Source organism: Streptomyces toxytricini (genome assembly GCF_014649915.1).
Lineage (GTDB): Bacteria > Actinomycetota > Actinomycetes > Streptomycetales > Streptomycetaceae > Streptomyces > Streptomyces toxytricini.
The window spans coordinates 93,327-119,480 of the sequence record NZ_BMTY01000010.1 but is presented as its reverse complement, the minus strand read 5'-3'; the positions used below and the strand labels follow the sequence as shown (position 1 = coordinate 119,480).

At 75.1% G+C, this 26,154-nt stretch carries 30 protein-coding genes and 1 pseudogene; 16 read left to right on the top strand and 15 right to left on the bottom strand.

Annotated elements, in window-relative coordinates:
• Nucleotides 1–93 precede the first annotated feature (93 nt).
• Nucleotides 94–945, bottom strand: coding sequence for a DMT family transporter (locus IE170_RS14690; RefSeq protein ID WP_189809806.1), 852 nt, complete (start codon nt 943–945; stop codon nt 94–96).
• Nucleotides 946–1,123: 178 nt separating this feature from the next.
• Here IE170_RS14690 and IE170_RS14685 point away from each other — a divergent pair, with 178 nt between their 5' ends.
• Nucleotides 1,124–1,963: a universal stress protein gene (locus IE170_RS14685; protein ID WP_189809805.1), complete on the top strand. Its 840-nt coding sequence runs from the start codon at nt 1,124–1,126 to the stop codon at nt 1,961–1,963.
• 19 nt (nt 1,964–1,982) lie between these two features.
• Here the strand turns inward: IE170_RS14685 and IE170_RS14680 are convergent, their stop codons facing one another.
• Together IE170_RS14680 and IE170_RS14675 are read right to left on the bottom strand one after the other, a co-directional pair.
• On the bottom strand, nt 1,983–3,344 hold the full coding sequence (locus IE170_RS14680) for a solute carrier family 23 protein (RefSeq protein WP_229884738.1): 1,362 nt from the start codon (nt 3,342–3,344) through the stop codon (nt 1,983–1,985).
• Nucleotides 3,341–4,465, bottom strand: coding sequence for an aryl-sulfate sulfotransferase (locus IE170_RS14675; protein WP_229884736.1), 1,125 nt, complete (start codon nt 4,463–4,465; stop codon nt 3,341–3,343). The genes IE170_RS14680 and IE170_RS14675 overlap by 4 nt, the downstream gene beginning before the upstream one ends.
• A gap of 186 nt (nt 4,466–4,651) precedes the next feature.
• Here IE170_RS14675 and IE170_RS14670 point away from each other — a divergent pair, with 186 nt between their 5' ends.
• The gene (locus IE170_RS14670; protein ID WP_189809803.1) at nt 4,652–5,206 is read left to right on the top strand and encodes a helix-turn-helix domain-containing protein; all 555 of its coding nucleotides are present in this window, start codon (nt 4,652–4,654) and stop codon (nt 5,204–5,206) included.
• A 48-nt stretch (nt 5,207–5,254) separates the two neighbouring features.
• On the opposite strand, the gene IE170_RS14665 is transcribed toward IE170_RS14670, so the two are convergent.
• On the bottom strand, nt 5,255–5,824 hold the full coding sequence (locus IE170_RS14665) for a hypothetical protein (RefSeq protein ID WP_229884735.1): 570 nt from the start codon (nt 5,822–5,824) through the stop codon (nt 5,255–5,257).
• Between the two features lie 251 nt (nt 5,825–6,075).
• Between IE170_RS14665 and IE170_RS14660 the strand changes: the two genes are divergently transcribed.
• The 3 genes from IE170_RS14660 to IE170_RS14650 all read left to right on the top strand — a co-directional run bounded on the left by IE170_RS14660 (nt 6,076) and on the right by IE170_RS14650 (nt 9,263).
• On the top strand, nt 6,076–6,465 hold the full coding sequence (locus IE170_RS14660; RefSeq protein WP_189809802.1) for a VOC family protein: 390 nt from the start codon (nt 6,076–6,078) through the stop codon (nt 6,463–6,465).
• Nucleotides 6,466–6,696: 231 nt separating this feature from the next.
• On the top strand, nt 6,697–8,208 hold the full coding sequence (locus IE170_RS14655; RefSeq protein ID WP_189809801.1) for a cytochrome ubiquinol oxidase subunit I: 1,512 nt from the start codon (nt 6,697–6,699) through the stop codon (nt 8,206–8,208).
• Nucleotides 8,208–9,263 carry a cytochrome d ubiquinol oxidase subunit II gene (locus IE170_RS14650; RefSeq protein WP_189809800.1) on the top strand — a complete coding sequence of 352 codons (1,056 nt, stop codon included), beginning with the start codon at nt 8,208–8,210 and terminating at the stop codon, nt 9,261–9,263. The genes IE170_RS14655 and IE170_RS14650 overlap by 1 nt, the downstream gene beginning before the upstream one ends.
• A 61-nt stretch (nt 9,264–9,324) precedes the next feature.
• On the opposite strand, the gene IE170_RS14645 is transcribed toward IE170_RS14650, so the two are convergent.
• Nucleotides 9,325–10,290 carry an amidohydrolase family protein gene (locus tag IE170_RS14645; protein WP_189809799.1) on the bottom strand — a complete coding sequence of 322 codons (966 nt, stop codon included), beginning with the start codon at nt 10,288–10,290 and terminating at the stop codon, nt 9,325–9,327.
• A gap of 367 nt (nt 10,291–10,657) precedes the next feature.
• Here IE170_RS14645 and IE170_RS32615 point away from each other — a divergent pair, with 367 nt between their 5' ends.
• Complete coding sequence (locus IE170_RS32615) at nt 10,658–11,203, top strand: hypothetical protein (RefSeq protein WP_223856417.1); 546 nt, start codon at nt 10,658–10,660, stop codon at nt 11,201–11,203.
• A 42-nt stretch (nt 11,204–11,245) separates the two neighbouring features.
• On the opposite strand, the gene IE170_RS14635 is transcribed toward IE170_RS32615, so the two are convergent.
• On the bottom strand, nt 11,246–11,620 hold the full coding sequence (locus IE170_RS14635; RefSeq protein ID WP_189809798.1) for a VOC family protein: 375 nt from the start codon (nt 11,618–11,620) through the stop codon (nt 11,246–11,248).
• Nucleotides 11,621–12,010: 390 nt separating this feature from the next.
• Here IE170_RS14635 and IE170_RS14630 point away from each other — a divergent pair, with 390 nt between their 5' ends.
• On the top strand, nt 12,011–12,553 hold the full coding sequence (locus IE170_RS14630; RefSeq protein ID WP_189809797.1) for a GNAT family N-acetyltransferase: 543 nt from the start codon (nt 12,011–12,013) through the stop codon (nt 12,551–12,553).
• Between the two features lie 36 nt (nt 12,554–12,589).
• Here IE170_RS14630 and IE170_RS14625 read toward each other — a convergent pair whose 3' ends face one another.
• Entirely contained in the window at nt 12,590–12,883 is a 294-nt protein-coding gene (locus IE170_RS14625) for a hypothetical protein (protein WP_189809796.1), read from the bottom strand.
• Nucleotides 12,884–12,996: 113 nt separating this feature from the next.
• Nucleotides 12,997–13,317 (bottom strand): putative quinol monooxygenase, encoded by a 321-nt coding sequence (locus tag IE170_RS14620; RefSeq protein ID WP_189809795.1) that lies wholly within the window; start codon nt 13,315–13,317, stop codon nt 12,997–12,999.
• 160 nt (nt 13,318–13,477) lie between these two features.
• On the opposite strand from IE170_RS14620, the gene IE170_RS14615 reads away from it, so the two are divergent.
• The 4 genes from IE170_RS14615 to IE170_RS14600 all read left to right on the top strand — a co-directional run bounded on the left by IE170_RS14615 (nt 13,478) and on the right by IE170_RS14600 (nt 16,408).
• Nucleotides 13,478–13,795 carry an ArsR/SmtB family transcription factor gene (locus IE170_RS14615; RefSeq protein ID WP_189809794.1) on the top strand — a complete coding sequence of 106 codons (318 nt, stop codon included), beginning with the start codon at nt 13,478–13,480 and terminating at the stop codon, nt 13,793–13,795.
• A gap of 83 nt (nt 13,796–13,878) precedes the next feature.
• Nucleotides 13,879–14,619, top strand: a complete 741-nt coding sequence (locus IE170_RS14610) for a restriction endonuclease (RefSeq protein ID WP_189809793.1) — start codon at nt 13,879–13,881, stop codon at nt 14,617–14,619.
• An 80-nt stretch (nt 14,620–14,699) separates the two neighbouring features.
• Nucleotides 14,700–15,812 carry a hypothetical protein gene (locus IE170_RS14605; protein WP_189809792.1) on the top strand — a complete coding sequence of 371 codons (1,113 nt, stop codon included), beginning with the start codon at nt 14,700–14,702 and terminating at the stop codon, nt 15,810–15,812.
• Between the two features lie 107 nt (nt 15,813–15,919).
• Complete coding sequence (locus IE170_RS14600; protein ID WP_189809791.1) at nt 15,920–16,408, top strand: hypothetical protein; 489 nt, start codon at nt 15,920–15,922, stop codon at nt 16,406–16,408.
• A gap of 32 nt (nt 16,409–16,440) precedes the next feature.
• Here IE170_RS14600 and IE170_RS14595 read toward each other — a convergent pair whose 3' ends face one another.
• The 3 genes from IE170_RS14595 to IE170_RS14585 form a co-directional block, all read right to left on the bottom strand.
• Nucleotides 16,441–17,052, bottom strand: coding sequence for a PASTA domain-containing protein (locus IE170_RS14595; RefSeq protein WP_189809790.1), 612 nt, complete (start codon nt 17,050–17,052; stop codon nt 16,441–16,443).
• 132 nt (nt 17,053–17,184) lie between these two features.
• Nucleotides 17,185–18,309 (bottom strand): nucleotide disphospho-sugar-binding domain-containing protein, encoded by a 1,125-nt coding sequence (locus tag IE170_RS14590; protein ID WP_189809789.1) that lies wholly within the window; start codon nt 18,307–18,309, stop codon nt 17,185–17,187.
• Nucleotides 18,310–18,675: 366 nt separating this feature from the next.
• Nucleotides 18,676–18,957, bottom strand: a complete 282-nt coding sequence (locus IE170_RS14585) for a DUF3253 domain-containing protein (RefSeq protein WP_189809788.1) — start codon at nt 18,955–18,957, stop codon at nt 18,676–18,678.
• 157 nt (nt 18,958–19,114) lie between these two features.
• On the opposite strand from IE170_RS14585, the gene IE170_RS14580 reads away from it, so the two are divergent.
• Together IE170_RS14580 and IE170_RS14575 are read left to right on the top strand one after the other, a co-directional pair.
• On the top strand, nt 19,115–19,582 hold the full coding sequence (locus IE170_RS14580; protein ID WP_189809787.1) for a VOC family protein: 468 nt from the start codon (nt 19,115–19,117) through the stop codon (nt 19,580–19,582).
• 205 nt (nt 19,583–19,787) lie between these two features.
• Complete coding sequence (locus tag IE170_RS14575; RefSeq protein ID WP_189809786.1) at nt 19,788–20,642, top strand: DUF4190 domain-containing protein; 855 nt, start codon at nt 19,788–19,790, stop codon at nt 20,640–20,642.
• Between the two features lie 71 nt (nt 20,643–20,713).
• Here the strand turns inward: IE170_RS14575 and IE170_RS14570 are convergent, their stop codons facing one another.
• Nucleotides 20,714–21,883, bottom strand: a complete 1,170-nt coding sequence (locus IE170_RS14570) for an FAD-dependent oxidoreductase (protein WP_189809785.1) — start codon at nt 21,881–21,883, stop codon at nt 20,714–20,716.
• 109 nt (nt 21,884–21,992) lie between these two features.
• On the opposite strand from IE170_RS14570, the gene IE170_RS14565 reads away from it, so the two are divergent.
• Both IE170_RS14565 and IE170_RS14560 read left to right on the top strand, forming a co-directional pair.
• Nucleotides 21,993–22,550, top strand: a complete 558-nt coding sequence (locus IE170_RS14565) for a TetR/AcrR family transcriptional regulator (RefSeq protein ID WP_189809784.1) — start codon at nt 21,993–21,995, stop codon at nt 22,548–22,550.
• Nucleotides 22,551–22,993: 443 nt separating this feature from the next.
• Nucleotides 22,994–23,850, top strand: a pseudogene (locus IE170_RS14560) (MerR family transcriptional regulator).
• A 41-nt stretch (nt 23,851–23,891) separates the two neighbouring features.
• On the opposite strand, the gene IE170_RS14555 reads toward IE170_RS14560, so the two are convergent.
• Together IE170_RS14555 and IE170_RS14550 are read right to left on the bottom strand one after the other, a co-directional pair.
• Complete coding sequence (locus IE170_RS14555; RefSeq protein ID WP_189809783.1) at nt 23,892–24,227, bottom strand: hypothetical protein; 336 nt, start codon at nt 24,225–24,227, stop codon at nt 23,892–23,894.
• A complete protein-coding gene (locus IE170_RS14550) occupies nt 24,224–24,859 on the bottom strand; it encodes an SMI1/KNR4 family protein (RefSeq protein WP_223856418.1) in 636 nt (211 codons plus the stop codon). Before IE170_RS14550 ends, IE170_RS14555 begins: the two co-directional genes overlap by 4 nt.
• A 125-nt stretch (nt 24,860–24,984) precedes the next feature.
• Between IE170_RS14550 and IE170_RS14545 the strand changes: the two genes are divergently transcribed.
• On the top strand, nt 24,985–25,884 hold the full coding sequence (locus tag IE170_RS14545) for an NAD-dependent protein deacetylase (protein ID WP_189809782.1): 900 nt from the start codon (nt 24,985–24,987) through the stop codon (nt 25,882–25,884).
• A gap of 25 nt (nt 25,885–25,909) precedes the next feature.
• Here the strand turns inward: IE170_RS14545 and IE170_RS14540 are convergent, their stop codons facing one another.
• Nucleotides 25,910–26,074 carry a hypothetical protein gene (locus IE170_RS14540; RefSeq protein WP_189809781.1) on the bottom strand — a complete coding sequence of 55 codons (165 nt, stop codon included), beginning with the start codon at nt 26,072–26,074 and terminating at the stop codon, nt 25,910–25,912.
• Nucleotides 26,075–26,154 lie beyond the last annotated feature (80 nt).

Here is a 26,154-nt window from a genome sequence, read left to right as displayed (position 1 = left end):
GTGGGCCCTTTCCAGGGTGTCGCGCCGCCGCGCCGCCGCAACCGGGGCGCCGGCGGCGGGCCCGGGGCGGGGCGTCTGCCGCCGGCGCCGTGGTCAGGCACGGGCCAGCGGCGACCTGTCGAGGACGACGATGCCCGCGACCGCCGTCGCGGCGCCCACCGCCTGGACCGCGAGCGCCCCGGGCGAGGTGGCCAGCTGCTCCCCGAAGAGGGCGACGCCGATCAGCACCGCGCCGACCGGTTCGAGGCAGTCGATGATCGGCAGGCTGATCGCGAGGGAGCCCGCCTGGTAGGAGCTCTGGGACAGCACCAGCCCGATCACGCCGATGAGGACGACCGCGTACGGCTCCCAGTGCCCGAACCCGTCGAGCCCGTCGCCGCGGAACCGCCCGCCCGCGCTCTTAGTCAGGCTGTCCAGCAGCGCGAACATCAGGGCGGCGGCGATCGCGTAGAGGGCCGTCCGGGCCGCCGCGCGGCTCCGGCGGCCCACGGCCGCCAGGACGGTCACCGCCCCGCCGATGCCGAGCAGCAGCGGCAGCCATTCGCCCGCGGTCGGCACCGGCGAGGTCTTTGCCGGCGGGAGCACCGCGAGGAACATGGCGATGCCTCCGGCCGTGCAGGCGATCCCCGCCACGTCCCGCCGGGTCAGCGGCATCCCGCGGCGGCGGGCGAGCAGCGGCAGCGCGAAGAGGAGGTCGGTGGCGGCCAGCGGCTGCACCAGCACGAGGGGCCCGAAGGCGAGGGCGATGCCGAGGAGGGCGTACGAGAGGACGACGAGGGCCATGCCGGCCAGCCAGGCGGGCCGGCGGGCCAGCCCGAGCAGCAGGCGCAGCCGCAGGGCCTCCTGCGCGGGCGCCTGCTGCGCCGCCTTCTGCTGGAGGACGGACGCGAAGCCGAAGGCGGCGGCGGACAGCAGAGCGGCCGCCACCGCCACTGCGGTGTCCATGCGCCGACTATCGCCATCGGGGCGGGCCGCGGTCGTACGCGACACGCGCGCGGGACGGTGCGGCTGCCGTCCCGCGGCCGCGGAGGGGCCGTTCGGGCCCCCGTACAGCCCGCTCGGGCCCTGGCCGCGGCCGTGGCGGCGGGGCAGGCTGGATACGGAACCCCCGAGGAGGCATGCCATGACGGCCCAGGTCACGGTGGGCGTGGACGGCTCACCCGGGAGCCTCGCGGCGGTCGCGTGGGCGGCGCGCGAGGCGGTGCTGCGCGATGTGCCGCTGCAGTTGCTGCACGTGGAGGCGGGGGCGCGGTCCGCGGACCCGGACGGCGGCGCCGCGGCGCTCCTCGCGGCCGCCGCCGAGCGGGCGCGCGGCGGGGGCGCGGTCCTGGAGGTGGACGTGCGCTGCGTCCGGGGCCGGCCCGAGGAGGTGCTGGGCCGGGCCGCGGACGATTCGGAGCTGACGGTGCTGGGCTCGCGGGGGCTCGGGGCCCTCGGCGGGTTCCTCGCCGGCTCGGTGGCGCTTGGCGTCGTCGCCGCGGCCCGCCATCCGGTCGTGCTGGTGCGCGCCCCCGACGACGGCGGCGGGCCGGCCCCGGACGGCGGGATCGTCGCGGGGATCGACCTCGCGCACCACAGCGACCGGCTCCTCGGCTTCGCGTTCACCGAGGCCGCGCGCCGGGGCGGCACGCTGCACGTCCTGCACTGCTGGAGCCTGCCCCCGGTCTACGTGTACGCCGGGGTGGTGGACCCGCACATCGGCGACGAGCTCGGGCAGCGGGCGGCCGAGGCCCTGGAGGAGCTCCTGGAGCCGTGGCGGAAGACGTACCCCGGGGTGCGGGTCGGCCACGAGGCCGTCACCGGCGCGGCGGGCGCCCGGCTCGTGGACGCGGCGAAGGGTGCGACCCTGCTGGCCGTCGGCCGCCGGACCCGCAGGCTGCCGCTCGGTCCGCACGTCGGTCCCGTCGCCCATGCCGCCGTCCACCACAGCCCGGCGCCCGTCGCGGTGGTGCCGCTGGACTGACGCGCCCCGGGAAGCCGGCTCATTCGCGTGCGGGCGGGACCGGCAGGGGGCCCGGGCGGGCCCCTCGGGGCAGCAGGGCGCCCAGGAGGACCGCCGTCACCGTGCCGGCGACGACGCCGCTGCCGAGGATCGTGCGGGCCCATCCGGGGAAGCCGGCGTAGAGGTCCGGGGCGAGCAGCGGCAGCAGCCCAACCGCCAGGGCGATCGAGGCGGTCAGCGTGCCGCTGCCGGTGCCGGAGAGGTCCGCGCGGCGGAGCATCTCGACGCCCATCACGGCGATCACCGCGTAGACGACGAGCGCGGAGCCTCCGACGACCGCCTCGGGTATGCCGGCCAGCGCACGGGACACCGGTGTCGCCAGGCCGAGGGCGACCAGGAGCGCCCCGGCGCCCGCCGTCACGAAGCGGCTGCGGACGCCGGTGAGCCGGCCGATGCCGATGTTCTCGGCGCTGGTGACCATCACGGACGTGCCGAACAGCCCTCCGGCCAGCGACACCAGCGCGTCGGCGCGTGCGACGCGCGGGACGTCGCGTGCCGGGTCGGGGGTGCGGCCGACGGTTTCGCTGTTGAGCACGGTCTGCCCGGTGATCTCGGCCAGTGTGGTGAGGCTGAACACGAGCAGCGGGAGGGCGGCGACGACGTCGAAGCGGGGCGCGCCGAAGGGCAGGAGCGCGGGCAGTGCGAAGCCGCTGCCGGCCGCGGGCGTGAAGGCGCCCAGGCCGGTCGCGACCGCCGCGGCGGTGCCCGCCGCCATGCCGATGAGGACGGACGTCTGGCGCCAGACGCCGCGCAGGAACACGTACGCGGCGACGGTCGCCGCGACGGTCAGCGCGGCGAGGAGCACTGCGCGGGGCTCGCCCGTGCCGTCCGGGCCGGTGACGAGCCGGGCGGCGACCCGGATCATGGCGATGCCGATGAGGAGCACGGTCACGCCCATGACGAGGGGCGGGAAGAGCCGTACGACGCGTGCGTACAGCGGCAGCACGGCCAGGAGCAGGGCGGCGGCCAGGAGGACGGCTCCGGCGGCGGTGGGTGCGCCGTGCTCCTGGGCGATCTGGAGGAAGAGGGCGGTGGCGGCGCCGCCGGGGAGCATGACGAACGGGAGGCGGCCGCCGATCCGCCACACCCCGAGGGACTGGAGCAGGGCGCCCGCCCCGCACAGCAGGAGGACGGCGCTGAGGAGGGAGGCCGTGGCGCCGGGCGGCATGTCCAGGGTGCCCGCGACGAGGAAGACGGTGGAGACGGGTGCGGCGATCATCGCGAGGACGTGCTGCGCGGACAGCGGCACCAGCCGCCGCAGGGGCACGGGCGCGTCCACGGCGTCGGGATCGGGGCGGGTGCGGGAGGAGGGGGCGGAGGCGGGGGGCGGTGTGGCGGTCACGCGTCCGCCTCCAGCCAGGGGATGTCGGCCACGGCGTAGCGGTAGGCCCGGAAGACCGCGTTGGGCTCGGAGGGGAAGAGGCCGCGGACCTCGCTCTCGCCGTAGCCGGCGAAGTACGGGACCACGTACTCCCAGCACAGGTAGCCGTCCGGGGTGACCTCGAAGAGCCGGCCGGAGGGCGAGTCGGTGACGAGGGTGTTGCCGTTCGGGAGGCGCTGCGCCGATCCCATGAAGGGGGCGAAGAAGAACTCGCGGGCGGGGTCGTGGTACTCCCATACGACGTCGCCGCCGGCCCGGTCGATCTCGACGACGCGGGAGTGGGGGACGTCGTGGCCGGGGCGGAAGACGCCGTTGTCGAAGACGAGGAGGCGGCCGTCGTCGAGTTCGGTGGGGGCGTGCTGCTGGCTTACCGTGCCGGGGCGGCTGCGCCAGAGGACGTCGCCGGTCGCGCGGCTGATGACGACGACGGCGGAGACGCTGCGCAGGCTGGCGAGGATGTTGCCGTCCCGCAGCGGGGTGACGCTGTTGACCAGCGGCCAGTGCTCGCGGGCGTACGCCTCGTGCAGGGGGAAGGACGCGCGGTCGAGGTGGTCGGAGGCGCGCCAGGACCAGAGCAGGGTGCCGTCCGGGCCGACCTCCTTGATGGTGTCGGCCCAGACGGTGCCGCCGGCCGCTTCGGAGCCGGGCACTCCGCCCTGTACGGCCGCGGCGTCGGGGCCGGTGAGCGGCTCCAGGGCGGTGTAGAGGATGCGCCCGTCGTCGAGGTGGTGGGCGTCGTGGTGCTGGAGGGGGTCGTGGTGTTCGCGCAGGATGCGGCCGTCGGGGGCGGCGTGGAGCATGGCGCCGCCCCGGTACTTGTGCCACATGGGGAACAGCGCCTCCTCGCCGGGGAGTACGCCGTTGTAGGCGAGGGTTCCGTCGCCGAGGAGCCTGGCGTGGCGGCCGGGCCGGTACGGGAGCTTCCACTGGTGGACGGTGCGGCCGTGGAGGTCGATGAGGTAGGTCGCGCCGCTGCCGGTGAGCGGGGCGAAGAGGGTGTGGCCGGCGAAGGCGGCCGTCTCGTCGAGGGCGATGAGGCCGGTGGGGCGCCGGCGGCGTGAGTTCTGGTCGATGGCGGGCACGCGCACGTCCTTCGTCAAATTTTCTTTGATGGGAGCAACTGGCTTTGACCGTAGGGCCCGCATGTGACGGCAGTGTGACGGCAGTGCGAAACCGTCTGCGGTTGCGCGGCGCGGGCCGCGTAGGGTGCCCTCAGGCGCCCCCGGGCCAGGGGGAACGTGCCGCCGGGCGGGGAAGGACGGGACACCATGGGGACCGGGGACGCACCGAGGGTGGGGGCTGCCGTGCGGCGGCGGCGCCGGGCCCTCGACCTGACGCTCGCCGCGGTCGCGGGGCGCAGCGGGCTCTCGGCCCCGTTCCTGAGCCAGATCGAGAACGACCGGGCGCGGCCGAGCATGCGCTCGCTGCAGCGCATCGCGGACGCCCTGGAGACGACGGCGGTGCAGCTCTTCGCCGCTTCGGACGAGACCCGGGCGGTCGACGTGGTGCGTGCCTCCGACGACAGCGGGCTCGACGGGGCGGCGCAGGTGCGGCCGGTGGTGCGGGGCCGGCACCAGCTGCACGCGCTGGAGTTCGTCGGCGCGCACGAGGCGGACCGGGAGTTCCGGCACCGCAACGACGAGCTGGTGTACGTGGCGGACGGCTCGGTGGAGGTGGAGGCCGAGGGGCGGGTGCACCGGCTGGGGCGCGGGGACACGCTGCTGCTGTCCGGCGGTGTCCGGCACCGTTGGCGGACGACCGGGCCGGGGACGCGGGTGCTGGTGGTCGCGGTCGGCGACCACGTCGAGGTGGTGGAGTCCTGACGCGCCGCCGGGGCCGGCTGCGCCGCCGGGGGGGGCGCCGTGGCGGCCCTACTTGATCAGGGCGTTCGCCACGATGATCGCGAATCCGATGGCGGCGTCCGCGGCGCCGACGGCAAGGGCGGACGGGAGCCGGGAGCCCCGGCGCAGCGAGAGGGCCGTGCCCCAGCCGAAGAGCAGCGCGGTGTTGAGGCCGAGGCCGGCGGCGGTGGTGCCGGGGGCCTCCCAGCCGAAGACGCCCGCGAGGACGAGCAGCAGCACGGTCGGCAGGGCGGCCGCCACCATCGGCCACTCGTGCCACAGCTCGACCGCGAGCAGGCGCCATCGCCGCGGGGAGGGGTCCTGCCGGTGCCCGGACATGTGGTGGGCGTAGCCGTGGGCCAAGGCGGCGGTGATCGCGGTGACCAGCACCCAGCTCGCGTCGCTGAAGGGCGTGTACGTGCCGCCTTTCTCGTCCAGGGCGGCGAGCAGGCCGCTGGCCAGGACCGTGCCGTAGACGCCGCAGAACATCCAGTCCGCGGCATGGTCGTGCCGGGGGCGCCCGGCCCGGGCCGCCCGCTCGGCGTCGGGGGCCACGGGCTGCGGGGCGTGCGGGCCGGCGGTCGGGGGCTCGGCGGTCACGACGGTCCTTCCGGTCGAGGTACTCCGCCCTTTTCGGGCTGAATGTCCGACCTGCCGCACCTTACGAGACTTTCCTGTCGGATTTCTGTATGGGCCGCGCGGCCGCGGTGCGGGCGCCGGGTCGGCGGGCGGGCCGACTGCCGCCGCTTGCCCCGCCGATGGTTCCGCGTATGATCCCCTGCAGCATCGCGTGCCGGTCACCGTCCGGGGGAGGCATGGAGGTGCCGGGACATGCCCTTGGAGGCATTCCTTTGTCGGTTCGCTTCAACCACACCATCGTCCACGCCCGGGACAACCGGGAGTCCGCCGCCTTCTTCGCGGATCTCCTCGGCCTCGACATCACCGGGGAGTGGGGCCCCTTCATCGCGGTCGGCCTGGCCGACGGAGTCACCCTGGACTTCGCCTCGGTCCCCGAGGACGCCATCACCCCGCAGCACTACGCCTTCCTCGTCTCCGAGGACGAGTTCGACGCCGCGTACGCGAAGATCCGCGAGGGCGGCATCGAGCACTACGCCGACCCGCAGCGGCGCCTTCCGGGGCAGATCAACCACAACGACGGCGGCCGCGGGGTCTACTTCATGGACCCGGCGGGCCACGCCATGGAACTGATCACCGTCCCGTACGGCGGCTGGCCCTCCTGACCTCGCAGGCCCCGGCCGTCACCGGCCGGGGCCTGTGCGCCCGCCCCTCCCCCGCCGCGCGCCCGCGGGTGTACTCCGAGCGGGCGTTGCCGCTGGTCCGCGTGGGCCAAGACCACGCCGCCCGGGCCCCCGATCGGCGCAGAGGGTGCTTCCGTGGCGTACCGGACCCGGGCTGCGGCCGAGATACCCCCGCCGGCCGGGACCGGTCCACCCGGCGAGGCGAGGAGCGCGATGCACACCACGGTCCACCTTCTGGCGGCCGACGCCCCCGCCCAACTCCTCCCGGCCCGGCAGCTGATGGCGTTCACCCTCGCCTCGCACATCATCCTGGTGCCGATGGGAGTGGCGCTGCCGCTGATCACCCTGGTCATGCACCACCGCGGGCTGCGCCGCGGCGACCCGGTGGCCCTGCTGCTGGCCCGGCGCTGGTCGGCCGTGATGGCCGTGCAGTTCGCGATCGGCGTCGTCACCGGAACCGTGCTGTCCTTCGAGTTCGGGCTGCTGTGGCCGGGGCTGATGGGCCGGTGGGGTGACGTGTTCGGCGTCGGCTTCGGCGTGGAGGCCTGGGCCTTCTTCCTCGAAGCGGTGCTCATCGCCATCTACCTGTACGGCTGGCGCAGGCTGCCGCCGCGCACCCACTTCCTGCTCGGGCTGCCGCTGCCGGCCGCGGCGCTGCTCGGGGCCTTCGGCATCCTGTCCGCGAACGCCTGGATGAACACGCCGCAGGGCTTCACGCTCGACTCGCGGGGCGACCCGGTCGACGTGGACGTCTGGAAGGCGGTCTTCACCCCGATGTTCGGCCCCCAGTACTGGCATTTCGTGGTGGCGATGCTGATGACGGCGGGCTACGTCGTGGCCGGCGTCTACGCCGTCGGGTGGCTGCGGGGGCGCCGCGACCGGTACCACCGCCTCGGTTTCACCGTGCCGTTCACCCTCGCCGCCGCGGCCACCCCCGTGCAGCTGTTCCTGGGCGACTCGATCACCCGGGCGGTCTTCCGCGAGCAGCCCGTGAAGTTCGCGGCGATGGAGATCGTCTGGGAGACCGACAGCCACGTGCCGGAGTACCTCTTCGGCCGCCTGCACCCCGACGGGTCGATCACCGGCGGCATCAAGTTCCCCCAGCTCGACTCCATCCTCGCCGGCTTCAGCCCGGACACCGTGGTGCAGGGCCTGACCGCCGTGCCGGCGGCCGACCGGCCGAACGCCACGCAGGCCACCATCGCCCACTGCGCCTTCGACGTCATGGTCTGCATCGGCTCGGCGCTCGCCCTGCTCGCCGCCTGGTACGGGCTGGCCTGGCTGCGGCACCGGCGCCCGCCCCGCTCCCGGTGGTTCTACCGGGGAGCCGCCTGCGCGGGCGTCGGATCGGTCGTCGCCGTCGAATGCGGCTGGATCACCACAGAGGTGGGCCGCCAGCCGTGGATCGTCTACGGGCACATGCGCGTGGCCGAGGCCGTGACCCCGACCCGCTCCAGCGCCCTGTGGACGGTGTTCGCCCTGGTGGCCGTGGTGTACGTCCTGGTCTTCGCGGCGTTCGTGGTCGTCCTGCTGAAGATGCGCGACCGGTGGCGCCTGTCCGATGAGCCGGCCGGGCCCGGTTCGGGCGCGGGCCCGGGCCCGGACGGTGCGGAGGCCCCCGAGGCGGCGACCCCGTACGGGCCGCGCCCGCCGGCCCCCGCCGGCGCCGCCGACGCCGCGGCCGAACCCGGGAGTTCCGCGCCCTCCGAGGGCGGCGGGCGGTGATGGCCGGGCTCGTCGCCTTCGTGCTGCTGCTCGCGGTGACCGCGTACGCCTGCGCCGGCGGAGCCGACTACGGCGCCGGGTTCTGGGACCTGGCGGCCGGAGGGGCCGCGCGCGGACGGCGCCCGCGTCGGCTCATCGACCACGCCATGGCCCCCGTCTGGGAGGTCAACAACGTCTGGCTGGTCTTCGTCCTGGTCCTGATGTGGACCGGCTTCCCCGTGCTCTTCCAGACGGTGTTCACCGCGATGTGGCTCCCGCTCGCCCTGGCCGCCCTCGGCATGGTCGTGCGCGGGGCCGGCTTCGCGCTGCGCAAGCCCGTCCGGCGGCTGTCCCGCCGGCGCCTGTACGGTGCCGCCTTCGCCGGTGCCTCGCTGCTGACGCCGTTCTGCCTCGGCGTGGCCGTCGGAGGCATCGCCTCCGGGCGGGCCGCACCGGGTACCGAGGCCGCGGCGCATGTCTGGGCCGGACCCGCCCCGCTGGCGTTCGGGCTGTTCACCGTCGCGGAGACCGCCCTCCTCGGCGCCGTGTTCCTGACCGCCGACGCCGCCCGCTTCGAGGCCCCGGACCTCGTCGGCTACTTCCGGCTCCGCGCGCTGGTCGCCCTCGGCGCCGTCGCCGTCACCGCGTGCGGTGTGCTCCTCGCCACCCGCAGCGACGCCCCGCACGTCTGGCAGGGCCTCACCCGCGGCGCGGGCCTCGCCCTCGCCGCCGCCTCTGCCGCCTCCCTCGCCGCCACCGGACTGCTCGTCCTGCGGGGCAGGGCGCGGTGGGCCCGCTTCGGCGCCGTCGCGGCCGTCGGGACGGCCGTGTTCGCCTGGGGCCTCGCGCAGCGCCCTTACCTCATCCCCACCTCCCTCACGGTGGCGGACGCCGCGGGCGACCCCCAGACCCTGGCGTGGCTGTCGCTTGTCAGCCTCGTCGCCCTCCTGCTCATCGGACCGGCCGTGGCGCTGCTGTACCGGCTGGACACCCGCGGCACGCTCGAGCCCCTCGCCGACTCGGACCTGCGCGGGGTCCGCCCGCACCGGGGCGGCCCGGCTGACGACGGCGGCTGACGGGGCGGAGGACCGGCCTGGCTGACGGCCCGACAGAGGCCGCCCGCGGGCCCGACCGGGTCTAGGCGGCGAGGCGGGCGGCCAGGGCGGGGAGCAGCCGGAGGGCGTTCGTCCGGCCCACGTCGGCGCGCTCGGCATCCGTCCATCCGTCGTACGCGGCGAAGCCGGCCGTGTTCTCCGCGGTGTGGGAGGCGGGCATGAAGGGGTAGTCGCTGCCGTAGAGGATGTGGCCAGGGCCGGCGAGGCGCGTCAGTGCGGGCAGCGCGAACTCGTGGGCGGACATGGCGATGTCGTAGTGCAGCCGGCCCAGCGCGCCGATGACGTCCGCGGGGACGCGGTCCTTCAGGTACGCGCCGATGGTGGGGCCGTGGGTGAGCCGGCGGGCCAGGAACGGCAGGGTGCCGCCCGCGTGCGACAGGATGAGCCTCAGGTCGGGCAGCCGGTCGAGGACGCCGTTGAAGAGCAGGCTCGCTGCGGTGCGGGTCGTCTCGAAGGTGAACTCGTAGAGGGACGCGGGCAGGCCGAAGGTCTCCAGGTCGCGGCTCGGCGGGGTGGCGGGGTGGACGTGGACGGCCGCTCCCCGCTCGGCGATCTCCGCGAGCAGCGGCTCGAACTCCGGGTCGCCGAGGTAGCGGCGTCCGTACGAAGTCAGCAGCCCCGCGCCGTCCAGGCCCAACTCGTCCATGGAGTAGCGGAGTTCCTCGCGGGCAGCGGCCACGTCGGGCAGCGGGAGGATCGCGAAGGCCCCGAACCGGGTCGGGTGCTCGCGGACCAGTCCGGCCAGGTATTCGTTGACCCCGCGGGCCATCTTGGGGGCGTCCGGGCCGTCGAGGAAGGTGACGCCCGGGGCGGTGATGGACAGGACGGCCGCCGCGATCCCGTGCGCGTCCATCACCTCCAGGCTCTGCTCGGGGGTCCAGTCCGGGTAGTCGACGCCCGGAATCGCCTTCCGGTCGCCGAGGGCCTCGGCGTACAGGGGCGGCACGGCGTGGTGGTGGACGTCGATCAGACCGGTGGGTGTGGACATGCGGCAGCTCCTGGCGTGAGGACGGCAAAGGGAACCGGGCTCGTACGGCAGCCCCGGGCGGGTCCGGGCGGGTCGTGTCGACCGGGCCGGCTCGGCGGAGGGCGGCCGCCTGCGAACGGCCCCAAGGCTACGCAGGATCACCGGCGGCGGCAGGGGCGCCGGGAACAAAGCCGGGGCGGATCGCGGGAATCCGTCACCACGGCGTTTGCCGGGACCGCCGGCCGGGTGGTGCACGGCCGTCCGCCGCAGGGGCGGCGCGACGCCGATCGGCCCTTCGGGCCGTACCGGGGCGGTGTCGGGGCCGCGGCGTGCCAGGATGAGGGACGCGCTGTTCCGTCTGCCTGTTCCCTGTTGCGAGGAGGCCGAGTTGACCAGTCCCGAGGCCAGGGGGCCCAAGCTGCCGCCGACCCACCCGCCGAAGACGCCGCCACCGCAGAAGAAGCCGGTGGAGGCGCCGCGTCCGCAGCCCGCCGCGAAGCCGAAGGAGGTGGCGGTGCCGGTCCGTCCGCGGATGGTGGTCCGCAACCGGCGCACGGCGGCGCTCGCGTTCCGCGCCGACCGGTGGGCGGCGGGCAAGGCGGCCCGCCAGGTCGTGGAGGCGGTGCGCGGCTGGGGGTACGCGGGCGCTTGCGAGGGGGACGTGGAGCAGGTGGTACGGGCCCTCGTCGGGGCAGCGGTCGCGGACGGCGGGAAGCGGCTGTCGGTGCACCTGGGCGACCAGGAGGGGAAGATCCTCGTGGCCGTTCTCGGGCATGTGCCCGGCGCGCCGGACGACGGTGTGCTCGCGCAGGTCGCCGCCCTGGCCGCGACCTGCGCCGTCGGCACGGACACCGGGGAGGACGGCCGGCGCCTGTGGGCCGTCCTGGACACCGCCCCGCGGCGCCGCCGGCCGGCGCCCGGCCCCGCCGCCTGAGCGGTGCTGCGGCCTGCCTGCGGCGTGGCGGGTGCGCCTGCGTCAGTGGAGGCAGAGGCAGAACGGGTGGCCGGCCGGGTCGGCGTAGACACGCCAGTTGGCCTCCGGGCGGACCTGGTCCGTCCGCTCCAGCAGGGTCGCGCCGAGGGCCAGCGCACGCTTCTCCTCGCCGTCGAGGTCGTCCACGTCGAAGTCGAGGTGGACCTGCTGCGGCCGCTGCTGCCCGGGCCATTCGGGCGGCCGGTAGCCGTCCACCCGCTGGCAGGCGAGGGGCGTCCCCTCGAAGCCGTGCACCTCCAGCCAGTCGGGGTCCTCCGGGTCCTCGACGACACGGCCCCCGAGCAGCTCCGCGTAGAAGCGCGCGAGCCGGACCGGGTCGTCGCAGTCCAGTGCGACCGCTTGCAGCTTTCGAATCACGTCGACACCTCTCGTCACTCGGCTGTCCCGGCTCCTACCCGGTACGGCAGGACTCACGCGCCGCGGCCACCCGCGCGGCGGGTTGTCGCGCAGCACCCCCTCGACGTTGCCGAACGGTGCCGCACTCCTTCGGGCACCGCGCCGTCAGTACGGTGCGTCCCAAGCCGTCCCCGGCGATCTGCCGGGGTCCGGGCATGTCCTCCTCGACGGGCAGCGCGGGCGGCAGCGGCGGCGGCGCACCTCCGCACAGCGTGCGCCCGGGCGCCCTTGCATTGCGCACGGCGACCGCTCCCGGCGGCCGGCAGGCCCGCGGGGAAAACGGCAACAGGTTCCGGCCCGGCCGCGGTTATCCTGCCTCGTCCCACACCGCAGGCCAAGGAGGGCCCCAGCATGAGCGGCACCACGTCGTCCTTTCCCGAGCGCATGGAGCTGCGGGGGGAGGGACTCGTCCTGCGGGACTGGACGGAGGACGACCTGGCCGCGATGCCGGAGCTGTTCGACCACCCCGACATCGCGTACTGGACGCCCATCGTCTCCCCCTTCGACGCGGAAGCCGCCCGCGCACGGTTGGAGCGGGACCGGAAACTGCGCGCGGAGGGTACGACGATCCTGCTCGCGATCACCGTGGACGGCGGCGCACCGCTCGGCGAGATCATGCTGCGGCGCGCGCCCGAGGGCACGGAGATCGGCTACGCGGTCGGCCCGGCGCACCGCGGGCAGGGGCTGGCGGCGCGGGCGGTGCGGGTGATGGCCGCGTACGCGTTCGAGGAACTCGGCGTCGAGCGGGTGATCCTGGAGCTGGAGGCGGAGAACGCCGCCAGCGTCGGCGTCGCCACCAGGGCGGGCTTCAGGCTGCTGGACGTGCCGCTGATCGAGGGCGAGGAGAAGGGCCGGCCCTTCTCCCTCCAGACGTGGGGCCTGGACCGCCCCTGAGCGCATGAGCGCGGGACGCCCGGCGGCCGTTGCCGATCAGGGGCGCCAGGGCAGCCGGGGTCCGTGGCCGAGGACGTGGGAGACGGTGAGGACCGCGCCGATCCAGGCGGTCACACCGCCCCACGCCAGGGCACCGGAACCCGTCGCGCTGCCCGCGACGAGCAGCAGCAGTGCGGTGGGCAGCAGCGCCGCCGCGACCGCCAGCCGCGCCCGGTGCCGGCCCGTGTCCGGGGTGCGGGCGGGCGGCGTGGCCGCGTCCGCGTCGGACAGCTGCGCCGCCAACTGCTCCCATGCCGCCGCCTCACGCGCCGTCAGTCCGGTCCTCGCCATGCCAACCCCCTCGTCACCGCGGAACGGTCGCTCCCGCACCCGCTGGTGCCCGCGCCGGCACCGCCCATGCGCTCCCGCCGGCGGCTCCCGCCGCGCCCCGCGCCCAAACGGGGTCAGGACGGGCGGTGCCCGTAGGGGCTGTGCATCGTGAGGAAGCTGACCTCCAAGTCGGTTTCGAGGTACTCCATGCGCCGCGCCCGGAAGTCGCGGAGGTGCGGCAGGGCGAGGTGGGCGTCGAGGTCCGCCTGCGAGCGCCACGCCTCGTAGAAGACGAACACGCCCGGACGGTCGCGGTCCTCGTGGAAGTGGTACTCCAGGCAGCCCGGCTCCTCCCTGGTGGGTCCGACGAAGGACAGCAGCAGGTCCTTCAGCTCCGCGGCGCGCTCCGGGCGCGGACGGGCGGTGCCGACGAGGGTGACGGGCGGCTGGTTCATGGGTGCTCCCCGGGAAGGCGTTCGACCGCGCGAGGACGGCCGACGCGACGGAGGTACGGCTGTGTTCGTACCTCCGAGGACGCTAACGATCTTCCAGGTACGATGCAACCCGTACCTTTCGGTGCGTGCCCAAACACCCGCGAGAAGGAGGCTGCAGCCCGTGCCGGATACCGAAGGCCACCCGGAGGCCGCCGAGATGGAGCTCGGCAGAGTCCTCGCCGCCCTCGCCGACCCGCTCCGCCGGACGGTGGTCCGCGAACTGGCCACCGCGCCCGACGGGACCGCCCGCACCTGCGCCTCGTTCGCGCTGCCCGTGTCGAAGGCGACCCTCACCCACCACTTCCGCGTCCTGCGCGAGGCGGGGCTGATCCGCCAGGTGGACCGCGGCAACAGCCGCATGGCCACCCTGCGCCGCGCCGACGTCGAGCAGCGCTTCCCCGGCCTCCTCGACCTGCTCGGCGCCGAGGGGAGTCCCTGACTCCTGCGCCCGCCGGGGCGTTTGAAGGCGGTGGTCGGCGTCCAGACGAGGAAGACGTGCAGGCCGCGAGGGGAGGAGCCGGGATGGCGGCATCGGGAGGGCGCCGGAGGGACGGGGGCGGCGGTGCGGCATCGGTGGGCCGTGACGTCGTGTTGGCCGTCGGGCTGGTGGCGATCTGCGTGGGCGGGGCGGCCCTCTTCGTCAGGACGGCCGCGGGGGCGGGAGGCGGCGTGCCCCTGATGCCGATCCTCACGATGGCCACGCTGGCGGCGGGAGTGGCCCTGGCCCGGTGGAGCGTGGCTCCCGGGCCCCGTCCGCCGGCCGTCCCTCCGGCTGCCGGGGCCCCGGGAGAGCCGGAGCCGGCCCCCGCGCTCCCGGAGGTGGGCGCCGACGCGCTGGACCACGGGGCGGTGGACGCCGACGGCTTCGAGCACGCGGTCGCCGCGCTGTGCGCCCGCGACGGCTGCACCCAGGTGGAGGTGGTGGGCGGTGCCGGCGACCTGGGGGCCGACGTGATCGCCACGACGCCGGAGGGCCGGCGCGTGGTGGTCCAGTGCAAGCACTACGGCGAGGGCCACCGGGTCGGCTCACAGGACCTCCAGCGGTTCGGCGGGACGTGTTTCGCCGTGCACGAGGCCGATGTGGCCGTCGTCGTCACCACCAGCGACTTCACGGCGCCGGCCGCGGAGTACGCCGCCGCCTGCGACATCGTGTGCGTCGACGGCGACGCCCTCGCCGCGTGGACCGAGGCCCGGACCGGTCCTCCGTGGCAGGCCTCCCCGGCGGACGCCGCCCCCGGAGAGGCCCGGGACCCGGTCCGCTGACCGCAAGTGGGGGCTCCGCATTCCGGCCGGCTGCCCGGCAGTATGGAGCCCGTCCGCATCGTGATCGGGGGGAAGCACCAATGAGGAAGACCACCGCGGCAGTTGCCGCGGCCGCCGCCGTCGCCGGGCTCGTCACGGCCGCCGCACCCGCCGGCGCGACCGGCTGCACACCGGAGATCCGCAGTCTCGACGCACTGCCCTCCGGCCCGGCGGGCGACCGCGGAACCGTGTACGACTTCGGGCGCGGCGACCTGGCGGTGGGCACCAGTCGGAGCGTGCCCGTGTACTGGAAGGGCGCCGCCGTCCACGCGGTGCCGCTGCCCGACGGCTGGACGGGCGGCAGCGTCACGTCGGTCGGCGACAGCGGGCTGATGGTCGGCACGCTGCGGCGCGGCTTCGACGACGCCGCCGCCTTCAGCTACCGGCCGGGCGACTCGGCCGTGCGGCTGCTGACCGGCACGGCAGACGACGCGTCCGCAGCCGTCAACGAGGGCGGCCGGATGGCCACCAGCGAGAACGGCATCGGCAGGGAATGGGCCGCCGGCCGGGTCGTCCGCGAACTCCCGCTCCCGGACGACGCCCTGCCGAACAGCAAGGTCTCGGTGAACGCCGTCAACAAGCGCGGCGACATCCTGGGCCACGTCTTCGGCCAGTCCTACGACCCGGTGACCGACGAGACGACCACCCGCGCCAACCCGGTGGTCTGGCCCGCCGGTGGCTACCCGCCGTACTCCCTCCCGGTCTGGAACCAGGGGGACCCGACCTTCGACGTGATCGCCACCGGGATCGACAACCGGGGCCGGGTGGTGGGACACGAGTACGAGAACTGGCGCGAGCTGGCCCACCACCGCCCGGCGACCTGGAAGCGGCCCTACGACGCCCTGCCGACGGAGCCGGGCCGGCTGGCGGGCGAGGCCGAGCTCGCCCTGGCGGGCATCAGCCCCGAGACCGGCGCGGTGGTCGGCCGGGCGGTCTCGTACGACGAGGGCTGGCCGAAGGGCATGCAGCCCGCGTACTGGCCCGGCACGGGCCCGGTGCTCGCGCTGCCCGGCGGCAGCGGCCCCCGCCGCGGCGCCGCCCAGACGGTCACGGACGACGACCGCGTCGGAGGGACGATCCTCGACGAGCACGGCCTCGGTACGCCCACGGTGTGGACCTGCGCGAGCAAGCAGGCCTACCAGCCGCAGAACTGACGCACGCGGCCCCGCCGCCGGCCCGGTGGAGGGGTCTCCCGCCGGGCCGGCGGGCTGCGATAGTGGTGACCGTCGAGCAGCATGACCCCTTCGCAGTGGGAGAAGCCATGGAGTCGTCCGCGCCGGGCACGCCGGTGTTCCTGCCGTCGCCGCCGCCCGCCGACGCCGTCGGCGAGGGTCAGATCCGCGTCCTGTGGGCGCTCGGCGGTGCAGGCCGCGACCTGGACGCGAACCTCGTCCGGCTCGGGGCCGGGGCCGACATCGGGGAGCACACGGAGACGGTCCTCGGCGTGCTGCTCGTCGTGGTCGCGGGTTCGGGCGAACTGCGCACGCCGGAGCAGACGGTGGAGCTGGCGCCGGGAGCCGTCGCCTGGCTGCCCGCCGGTACGACGCGCTCGGTGCGGGCCGGCGCCGAGGGGCTCACGTACACCACCTCCCACCGCCGCCGGCCGCCGCTCGGGATCACCACGGGACCGGGGGGCGGCACCGGTGAACCGGCGTGCCTGGCGGACCGGGTGTGCGCCGCCTGCGGCCGCATGGCCACCGGCGCCGAGGCCCGCTTCTGCGCCCGCTGCGGGGAGAAGCTGGCCCGGTAGACCGTCCGGGCCGGGTGCGCGCCGGCCCGGGTTCAGGGACAGGTCTCCTCGAACTTGACGACGTGGAACGCCACGGGCTGCCCCGTGAGCGGCGTACCGGTCGGGGGATTCTGGGTGCACACCCGCCAGTTGGACTCCTGGAGCACCATCCGCTCCTGCAGGGCGTCCTTGACGGTGACGCTCGTGTTCCCGGGGAGCGCCTGCCGGGCCACCTTCATGCTCCGGCCGACGAAGTTCGGCATGGTGGCGCCGACGGGCGCCGACGGGGTCGCCTGCTCCCGGGCGGGGCACTCCTCCTCCAGCTTCACCGCGCCGAGGTCCACCGTCGCCGCCGTGTCGACGCTGCTCCCGGCGGCGGGGGTCTGCGAGCAGACCTTCCAGCCGCGGTCCAGGACCTGCTCGCGGCCGCGGCCGAGCGCGTCGTGCGAGGTGAGCGAGTGGAAGCCGGCCGCCTGGGCGGCGTCCTGTGCGGCCTGGAGCCCCTTGCCGACGAGGTCCGGCAGCGCGGCCGTCTTCCGGTCGGTGCCGGACGGTGCCGGCGTACCGGGCTTGGATTCGCCGGAGGAGGGCGGCGGGTCGCAGGCGGTGAGGGCGAGTGCTGCGACGGCAGCCAGGACGGCGGCGGTGATGTGGTGGTTCCGCATCGGGCCATGCTCGCGGGCGTACGGGCGGCGGGCACACGGTGTCACCGAGTTGTGACATGGTGCGTACGACTGCCGTCGGCGGCGGGCTGCGGGTGCGCCCCCCGCCGACGGCAGGCTGCTGACGCGCGGCTGCTAACGGGCCGCTGCGAGCGCCTCCAGGTCGGGGACGATCGCAGCCGGGGTCGGCAGGGCGGCGTTCTCCGCGCGGAGCGCGGCGGCCGCCTCGCGGAGGGCCGGGTCGCCGGTCAGCCGGGCCAGGAGCGCGGCGTCGACGCTTTCGGAGGTGGAGCGCAGGGCGGCGCCGGTGGCGGTGAGCGCGTCGGCGTTGACGAAGTGGTCGGCGCCCTGCGGCAGCAGGAGCTGCGGCAGGCCGGCCTGCAGGGCGGTGAGCATGGTGCCGGAGCCGCCGTGGTGGACGAGCGCGTCGGCGGCGGTCAGCAGCTCGGCGAGCGGAACCCAGGGCAGCGGGCGGACGTTGTCGGGGAGGGTGCCGAGCGGGGTGAGGTCGGCGTCGCCCACGGCGAGCAGGAAGTCCGCGTCCACAGAGGCGGCGGCCTCCATGAGGCGGACGATGGCGCGCACGCCGTCCAGCTCGGTGAGGACCGTTCCGAGAGTGACGGCGATGCGCGGCCGGGTGCCGCGGCGGAGGAGCTCCGCGGGGACGGTGCCGCCGCCGTTGTAGGGGATGTAGCGCATGCGCAGGCCGTCCGGGTCGCCGCCGAGGGAGGCGGGGACGACGTTCAACGGCAGGGCCTCGGCCGGCCCGTCGACGCCGTGGGCCTCGTACGCCTCGGTGAAGTGGGCGGCGATCCGGGCGACCATGTCGAGGCCCGAAGAGGGGCCGAAGTTCTGGATCACCGAAGGGATCTTCAGCTTGGCCGCGACCAGCGGGGCGGAGGCCTGGAAGGAGTCGTAGACCAGCAGGTCGGCGCCCCAGCCCTCGGCGGCGGCGAGCAGGCCGTCCACGGTGGGGCGGGCGGCGAGCGCGAAGCCGCGGGCCGCCTGGTCCAGGATCTGCTCGGGCGTCCTGTCGTGGGCGACGTACTGCACCTCCTCGCCGGTGACCTGCTCGAACACCTCCCGCAGGGTGCGGCCGTCGCCGATCTCCACGATCGGGAAGCCGGCCTCGCGCAGCCGGTCCAGCGGCTGCCCGCTCGCGAACAGGACCTCGTGTCCCGCGGCCCGCAGGGCCTGTGCCGTGGGGATCATGGGGAACAGGTGGCCGGCGGCAGCCGGTCCGGTGAAGAGTATGCGCACGCTTTCTCCTTGCCCAAGGTGTGGCGGTCCGGGAAGGGCCGTACGAAACGGCTCGCAGGGGCCTGTCCCGGCTCCCTTCGGTGAACTGGCCGACGGGGGGCGGGTGTTCCCTCGAACAGGGTCGAAATTCGGACGTTTCCGGATGGACCAGCCACCGCACGGGAATGGGGCATTCCGCGCTGTGCGTGCACGAGTGCGGTTTCGGGGCGGCTGCTTCCGACGCCGGATCGGCACCCTGAGGCTGTCCGAATGTCGCCCCGTGCAACGCATCGGCGGGCTGCTCCCGCTCGTTCCGCAGGCCTCTCGTGTGGCGGTCCGGACGGCGTCGGCTGCACCCGTACGCGCTCACCGGCCCCCGCGGCCGGCTCAGCGGGCGGCGGGGCGGCGCCGGATGCGGATCGGGCCGCGGGCCTCGGCCGGGTCGACGGGGCGGCCAGCCTGGGTGATCTCGACCTCGCCGGCGGCCACCAGCCGCCGGGCCGCACCGCGGACGGGCTCCATCAGTGCGCGCCAGCCGTCACCCTCCCCCGCGTACACCGCGCGTGCGACGTCGGAGGGGCAGAGCGTCGCGGTGGGGCCGCGGCGCTCGAGCAGGTCCAGGATGGCCCGCTCCAGGCGCCGGCCCGTCGGTCGTCCGCTGCCGGCCACTCCCCCAGTGTGGCACCACGGCGGGCGGCGGGCGCGGCCCTTCGGGGCACGCCCGGGCGGCCGCCGCGCGGCGGTCCGGCATGCCGGCCGGGTGCGGGATATCAGTGGGGCAGGCGGCGGTCGCCGTGGCCGCCGGTGAGAGGAAGGCGGGGAGCCTGTGACCGTCAAGCCCGTTCCCGAGGGATATCCGCGCATCACTCCGTACCTGTGCTGCGACGGAGCCGCGGAGGCGATCGACTTCTACGTGTCCGTGCTGGGCGCGACCGAGCGGATGCGGATGCCCGCTCCCGGCGGCAGGATCGGCCACGCCGAGCTGGACCTGGGCAATGCGGTCATCATGCTCGCGGACGAGCACCCGGACATGGGTTTCCGCTCGCCGAAGTCCGTCGGCGGGACGCCCGTCACCCTGCACGTGTACGTCGAGGACGTCGACGCCGTCTTCGCCGCGGCCATCGCCCGCGGCGCCAGGGAACTGCGTCCGGTCCGCGACGAGTTCTACGGCGACCGCACCGGCCAGATCGAGGACCCGTACGGGCACCGCTGGAGCCTCGCCTCGCACGTGGAGGACGTGCCCGACGAGGAGATGGAGCGGCGGGCGAGGGAGGTCGTGCAGGACGGCGGCTGACGGCCGGCCGGCAGCCGGGCGGGACGGGGGCGGAAGCGGGGTGCGGCCGGGCCGCGGCCGGGGCGGGGAATTCGGCGGGAGCCGGTCCCCGGCCGGGTGATACTGGGGCGCGGCTGGTTGAACATCAACCGCCCACCAGTCCCCCACCCGGCGGGGTTCCGCCCGGCTGTTGGCCTTTTCCACCCTTTCGAGGAGCACCACGAGCATGTCGATACCCCCGCAGCCGCCGTCGGGCCCGTACCAGCAGCCGTACCCCCCGCAGGGCCCGTACGGCCAGCCCGGGATGCCCGGGCAGGGGGCGCCGTACGGCGGTCCGCAGGGCTGGTACCCGCCGCAGCCCCAGAAGACCAACGTGGCCGCCATCGTGGCGCTCGTGATGTCGATCGTGTGCGCGATCCCGTTCGTTCCGCTGATCCTGGGCTTCGTCGCCCTCTCGCAGATCCGGAAGAACGGCGAGAAGGGCAAGGGGCTCGCCATCGCGGCGATCGTCATCCACGGGGCGACGATCGCGTTCTACGCCATCATGGTCGCCGTCGGGCTGTCCGGCGGGCTGGACGACGACGCGACGACGCGGCGGGACACCGGCGGGCGGGTCACCGTGCCGGAGCTCAGCGCGAGCCCCGGCGCGAACGCCGGCGCGAGTCCCAGTGCGAGCGCCCGCGAGCGCCGCAGGGACGTCGAGGACATCCGCAAGGGCGACTGCTTCAACACCGAGGACGACCTGGCGAAGACCGAGGAGGGGGGCACGGAGGCCCGCCAGTCGGTGCGGACCGTGTCCTGCGACCAGCCGCACGAGGGCGAGGTGTACGCCGTGTTCACCTTGGAGGGCGGCGCGTTCCCGGGCGCGGACAAGGTCGTCGCGAGCGCCGACGAGAAGTGCGGCGGCAAGGCGCTGACGGACTACGTGGGCAGCGGCGCCGCGAAGCTGCCGAAGTCGCTCGAGGTGTTCTACTACTACCCGCAGGCGTCGAGCTGGGTCCTCGGCGACCGCACGGTCACCTGCTTCCTCGGCAACCCGGCCGGCACGAGCACGGGCTCGGTTCGCGCGAACGCCTCCTGACGTCCGCTCCGCTTCGGCCGGCCGCGCACACCGCGGCCGGCCGTTGCGTTGTGCGGGGCGGTCACGGCGGCTCAGCGGTAATCGAGTTCGGCCAGTTCGCGGGCGAGGCCGTTGCGGAAAGCGGGGATCCGGGCGAGGGCGGGCAGCAGGGTGTTGCGCAGGGCGCGGAGCGTGCGGCCGCGGGCGGTCGCGACGCGGGTCATCCGGTCGGTGAGCGCCACCACGCGCAGGGCGACGGGGCGGCGGCGGGCCTCGTACGCGTCGAGGTCGCCGGCGGCCAGGGCGCGGCCGAGGGCGTGTCCGTCCTGGATGCCGGTGTTCATGCCCTGCCCGCCGGCCGGGCTGTGCACGTGGGCGGCGTCCCCGGCGAGCAGGAGGCGCCCGGCGCGGTAGCGGTCGGCGACCCGGTGGTGGATCCGGAACCGGGAGGACCAGACGAGGTCGTGCACGCGGGCCTCGCCGCGCAGGCGCTCGGCCAGCAGGGCCCGAACGAAGGGGAGGTCCGGCGAGGACGGGGCTTCGGCGACCGTGGCGACGATCCGGTAGCGCCGGCCGGCGCCCTCGGCCCCGGCACCGGGCAGCGGGGCGATGACGGTCAGCCCGGCGGCACCGAAGGCGAGGGATACCTCGCTCGGGCCGGGGGCCCAGTCCATGACGACGTCGGCGAGGACGAAGGACTCGTCGTACGCGCTGCCCGTGAAGCCGATGCCGGCTGCGGTGCGGACCGTGCTGTGCATCCCGTCGGCGCCGACGGCGTAGGCGGCGCGCAGGGTCTCGCCGGCGGCGGTGGTGAGGGTGACGCCGTCGGCGTCCTGGGTGGCGGAGGTGACCTCGTGGGGGCGGTGGACGTCAACCCCGAGAGCCCGCAGGCGGCCCAGCAGAACGGCCTCGGTCTCGTACTGGGGGACCATCAGCGCGTACGGGTGGGCGGTCGGCAGCCCGTCGAAGTCGACGGCCGCGAGGGGACGGGCGCCGTCCCGGATCCGGAAGCGCGAGACGGGGATGCCGCGGGCCACGAGGTCGGCGGAGAGCGCGCCGCTCGGGTCGAGCTCGTCGAAGACCTCCAGGGTGCGGGCGTGCACGACGGCGGCGCGGGAGGTGTTGGCGCCCTCGGCCTGCCGGTCGAGGAGGACGAAGTCGACGCCGGCCTCGGCAAGCGTCACGGCCAGGGCCAGCCCGGTGGGCCCGGCGCCGACGACGGCCACCTCGGTGCGGGAGGGCAGTGCGGGGGTGCTGGTCATGGCGAAGACCTCCTCCGGCGGGCCAACGATTGTTGGCCAACAGCTGTTGACATGAGAGTGCGCCCCGACCGCTTGGGCTGTCAACAGTTGTTGGCCTACGCTTGTTGGCATGACGACGCCGCGACGCTCCGACCAGACCAAGACCGCGATCCTGAGGGCCGCACGGGAACGCTTCGCCGCCCACGGGTACGAGCGCACGACGATCCGCGCCGTCGCCGCGGACGCGGAGATCGATCCGTCGATGGTCATGCGCTACTTCGGCAGCAAGGAGCAGCTCTTCGACGCCGCCCTCGCGGTCGACCTGCGCCTGCCCGACCTGGGCGCGGTCCCGGCCCGGCAACTGCCGGCCACCCTGGTGCGGCACTTCGTGGAGCGGTGGGAAGGCGATCCTGCGGACGACGCGCTGCTGGTGCTGCTGCGCTCCGCGGTGACGAACGAGCAGGCCGCGGCCCGCATGCGCGAGGTGTTCGCCACCCAGGTGGCCCCCGCACTGGCGGCGGCCATCGGCCCGGAACGGGCCGCCCGCACGGCGGGCCTGGTAGCCGCCCAACTCCTCGGCCTCGCCCTGACCCGCTACCTCCTGGCCCTCCCCCCGGTCGCCGCCCTGCCCCCGGAAGACCTGGTCAACGGCCTGGCCCCGGCCCTGGCGGCCACCCTGGCGGGCTAGGGCGCCCGCCGCGGACGCTCGTGCGGGCCCCACCGGCAAGGTGGTCCCCACCGGCAGCGCAAGGACCCGGGTCCGCAACGAGTGGACCACTGGCCGGCCGCCGGCAAGCGCTCTCCGCCGGCTCGCACGACGACGAGCCCGCCGCCTTCGAAGGCGATGCGGTCGCCGACAGCCGGGAAGAGCGGGCTCGGCAGCTCGAAGGCGTACCCGTCGTCAGTCGTGAAGTGCTTCCCCGGTACCGACCGCGGGATCGGCGTGGCTCCGTCGGCTGCCAGGCGCATGCCGGGATGGTCGCACGGAGCCTCGGCGGCCGTCGGCCGCGGGATGCGGAGCAGCGGTCCGGTGCGGGAGGGTTGGCGCACCTACGGCCAGCGGGGTTTGCATGTGCCGTAGCGGCACGTGGTCCAGTAGGCGGCGAGCACGAGATCGAAAGGTTCCCGCGCATGCCCCTTCCTGCGATTCCCCGCCGAGTCAAGATCGGCGATGCCGCCGCGTTCGCCGGGACCACGCCCCGCGCCATCCGCCACTACCACGCCATCGGCCTCCTCGCCGAACCGGAACGCGGCGGCGACGACCGCCGCCGCTACGCATACGGCGACATGATCCGCCTGCTGTGGATCCGCAGGATGGCTGATGCGGGTGTCTCCCTGGAGGACATCCGGGCCGGCTTCGAGGGCGCCGCCGGCATCGAGCAGTCCCTGGCCCGGCTGGAGGAGTCCCTCACTTCCAAGGCGGCCGCCATCGAGGCCCAGCGGGCCGCCGTGCACCGCCTCCGCAAGGTGGGCAGCCCCCTGGGCCTGCTGTCACCGCTGGTCAGTGGCCGCCTCCACGATCTGGCGCCCGGGGCCCTGCGCCCGGCCGATCTCGACGCCCTTCTGGTCACGGAGCGCATCTTGGCTCCCTGGGCGCCGCCGTCCAGGCCAACCGGTTCATCGTCCTGGCCACCCACCCCGAGCTGCGGGCCGAGGAGGACCGCCTGGCCGAGGCCGAGGCGGCCTTGGACGACACCGTGTCCCCCGACGACCCCCGCATCGATCACCTGGCTGCCCGGCGGTGTGCCCATGAGACAGCCTTGGGAGTCGCCATCGACGGATCCGGCCTGGACGAGGCCCTCGACGGCCTCCTGGACCAAGGGGACGAGCACGCCGGCGAGCAGGAAGGCGGGGGGAGGATGAGCCCGATGCAGGCCATCGGCAGGATGCCGTACGACTTCGCCCCGGCCCGCATCCGGTACGAGGAACGTGTCATCGAACTTCTGCACCCGGCCGATCAGGACGGCGACACCCCACCTACCTGCTGACCGGCATCACGAACCGGCACCCGCGAAAGCGGGGGTCCTGGTCACGGCGGCGGGTTGGTGCCCTGGAGTGTGTGTCGGCCGACGGTGCTGTGGTCCGGGCCGAGCAGGGTGGTGCCTGCGCCGCGAAGAGTGACGAGAGCCGTGTGGGCGGGGTCGAGTGCGTCGACCGGGCGTCCGTAGAAGAGGATTAGGGTGAGCTCCAGGTCGATCGGCGCCGGGGCGTCACGGAGGCGGTGGAAGCGTGCGCCGAGGCGGACCGGCCCGCGTATGCAGCGCACTACCGCGGTGGCCTGGGTCTCGTCCGCTGCCCGCAGGTGGGCGATTTGAAGCTCGGCGTCGGCCGCCGGGGGCCGGCCGGAACCGGGGGTCGTCGTCATCCCGGCATGATCCCGGGGCGTTCGACGGGCCCGGCGCCTGTCAGGGAGCCGGGGGCGGGCTGCGGGAAGCCGGGTACGGGCGGTCCGAACGCCTCGTCGGCCGTGGTGAAGTGGTGTTCGGGCGGCTCCGCGTCCTCGCGGAGGTACTCGAAGTACGCCGTTTCGGCTGTTCCGCTGAGGAGCGCCAGGAGGAAGGGAACGCAACCGGTGGCGTGCGGCTCCCAGAGGGGGCCGCGGCCCTCGTTGTAGAGCACGGTCCACTCGTCGGGGTGCCGGCCCGGCCGGACCAGCCAGTACAGGAACGCCCCTGTTCCCTCCTCGTACGCCCACGGCAGCACTCTGGCCCCCGCCTCCTCCAGGCCGGCGGGCCTGGCCTCGAACTCCCACAGGCCTTCGAGGATCTCGCCCCGCTCGGCGGCCTGCGCGAGCAGGTCGCAGTCGCCGTGGGCCGAACCGGGGACGAGCAGCCAGACCGCCTCGTCGAAGACGCCGTCGCCGTACGTGTCGACGAGCTGCCTGTAATCGGCGGGCAGAGCCGTGCCGAGGGCCCGCTCGACGGCCGCCCACTCCACCGCGGCGCGCCGTTCGGCGGGTGGCGGGCAGAGGCGGACGAGCGCATCCAGACTGGTCATGCAGCGGACGCTACCGGACCGCGGTCGGCGGCCGCCGACCGCGGTCACGGAATCGGTCCGGGCGTACGGAGGCGCGCCCGTCCCCGCGCGGGGCGGATCGCGGCGGTCGTGCGTAGCCTGGCGGCATGCGTATGCGTCCCACCCTGACCTGGACCCCGGCCGGGGACCTGCCCCCCGGCACGACGGACCTGGGGCCCGTCGTCGATGTGCTCGCCGCCGGCAGGGTGCTCGTCCTGAGCGGGGCGGGGCTGTCCACGGAGTCGGGCATCCCCGACTACCGCGGCGAGGGCGGCAGCCTCAGCCGGCACACGCCGATGACGTACCAGGACTTCGTCTCGGGCGCCGGGGCGCGGCGCCGCTACTGGGCGCGCAGCCACCTCGGCTGGCGTACGTTCGGCCGGGCGCGGCCGAATGCCGGGCACCGGGCGGTGGCCGCGTTCGGGCGGCGCGGGCTGCTCGCGGGCGTGATCACCCAGAACGTCGACGGCCTGCACCAGGCGGCCGGCAGTGAGGGGGTGGTGGAGCTGCACGGCGGCCTCGACCGGGTCGTCTGCCTGTCCTGCAACGCCTCCACCCCTCGCCGGGAGCTCGCCCGGCGGCTGGAGGAGGCCAATCCGGGGTTCGCGCCGGTGGCCGCCGCGGTGAACCCGGACGGCGACGCCGACCTCACCGACCAGCAGGTCGCGGACTTCCGGGTCGTTCCCTGCGCGCGGTGCGGGGGCGTCCTCAAGCCGGACGTGGTGTTCTTCGGTGAAGCCGTTCCCCCGTCGCGGGTCGCGCACTGCCGGGCACTCGTCGACGGGGCGGACGCCGTGCTGGTCCTCGGTTCCTCGCTGACGGTGATGTCGGGGCTGCGGTTCGTCCGCCACGCGGCCGGGGCCGGCAAGCCGGTGCTGATCGTCAACCGGGACGCCACCCGCGGCGACCCGCATGCCGTCACGCGGGTCGCGCTTCCCCTGGGTGCGGCCCTGACCGCGGTGGCGGGCCGCCTGGGCGTCACCGTCGACGGTGAGGGAGCCGGGTAGCGGGGTGGCGGCCGGGTCGGCTGGTTCAGCCGCCCTGCTGTTCCTTCCGGGAGCCCTGCGCGTCCTGCGGGGCCGTCTGCGCATCCCGGCCGGGGTCGGGCCGGTGCCCCTGCGCCCGCTCGCGTTCCTGTTCCCGCTTGCGCTGCCGGTTGAGCTCGTCCTTGCGCGCCTTGCCCTGGGGGTCGGTCATCGGTCGACTCCGTCCATCCGTTGCCACGGGCCGCCGCGCACATGCGCGCCGCGACCGCTCACGCTCGGCGTGTCCCCGGA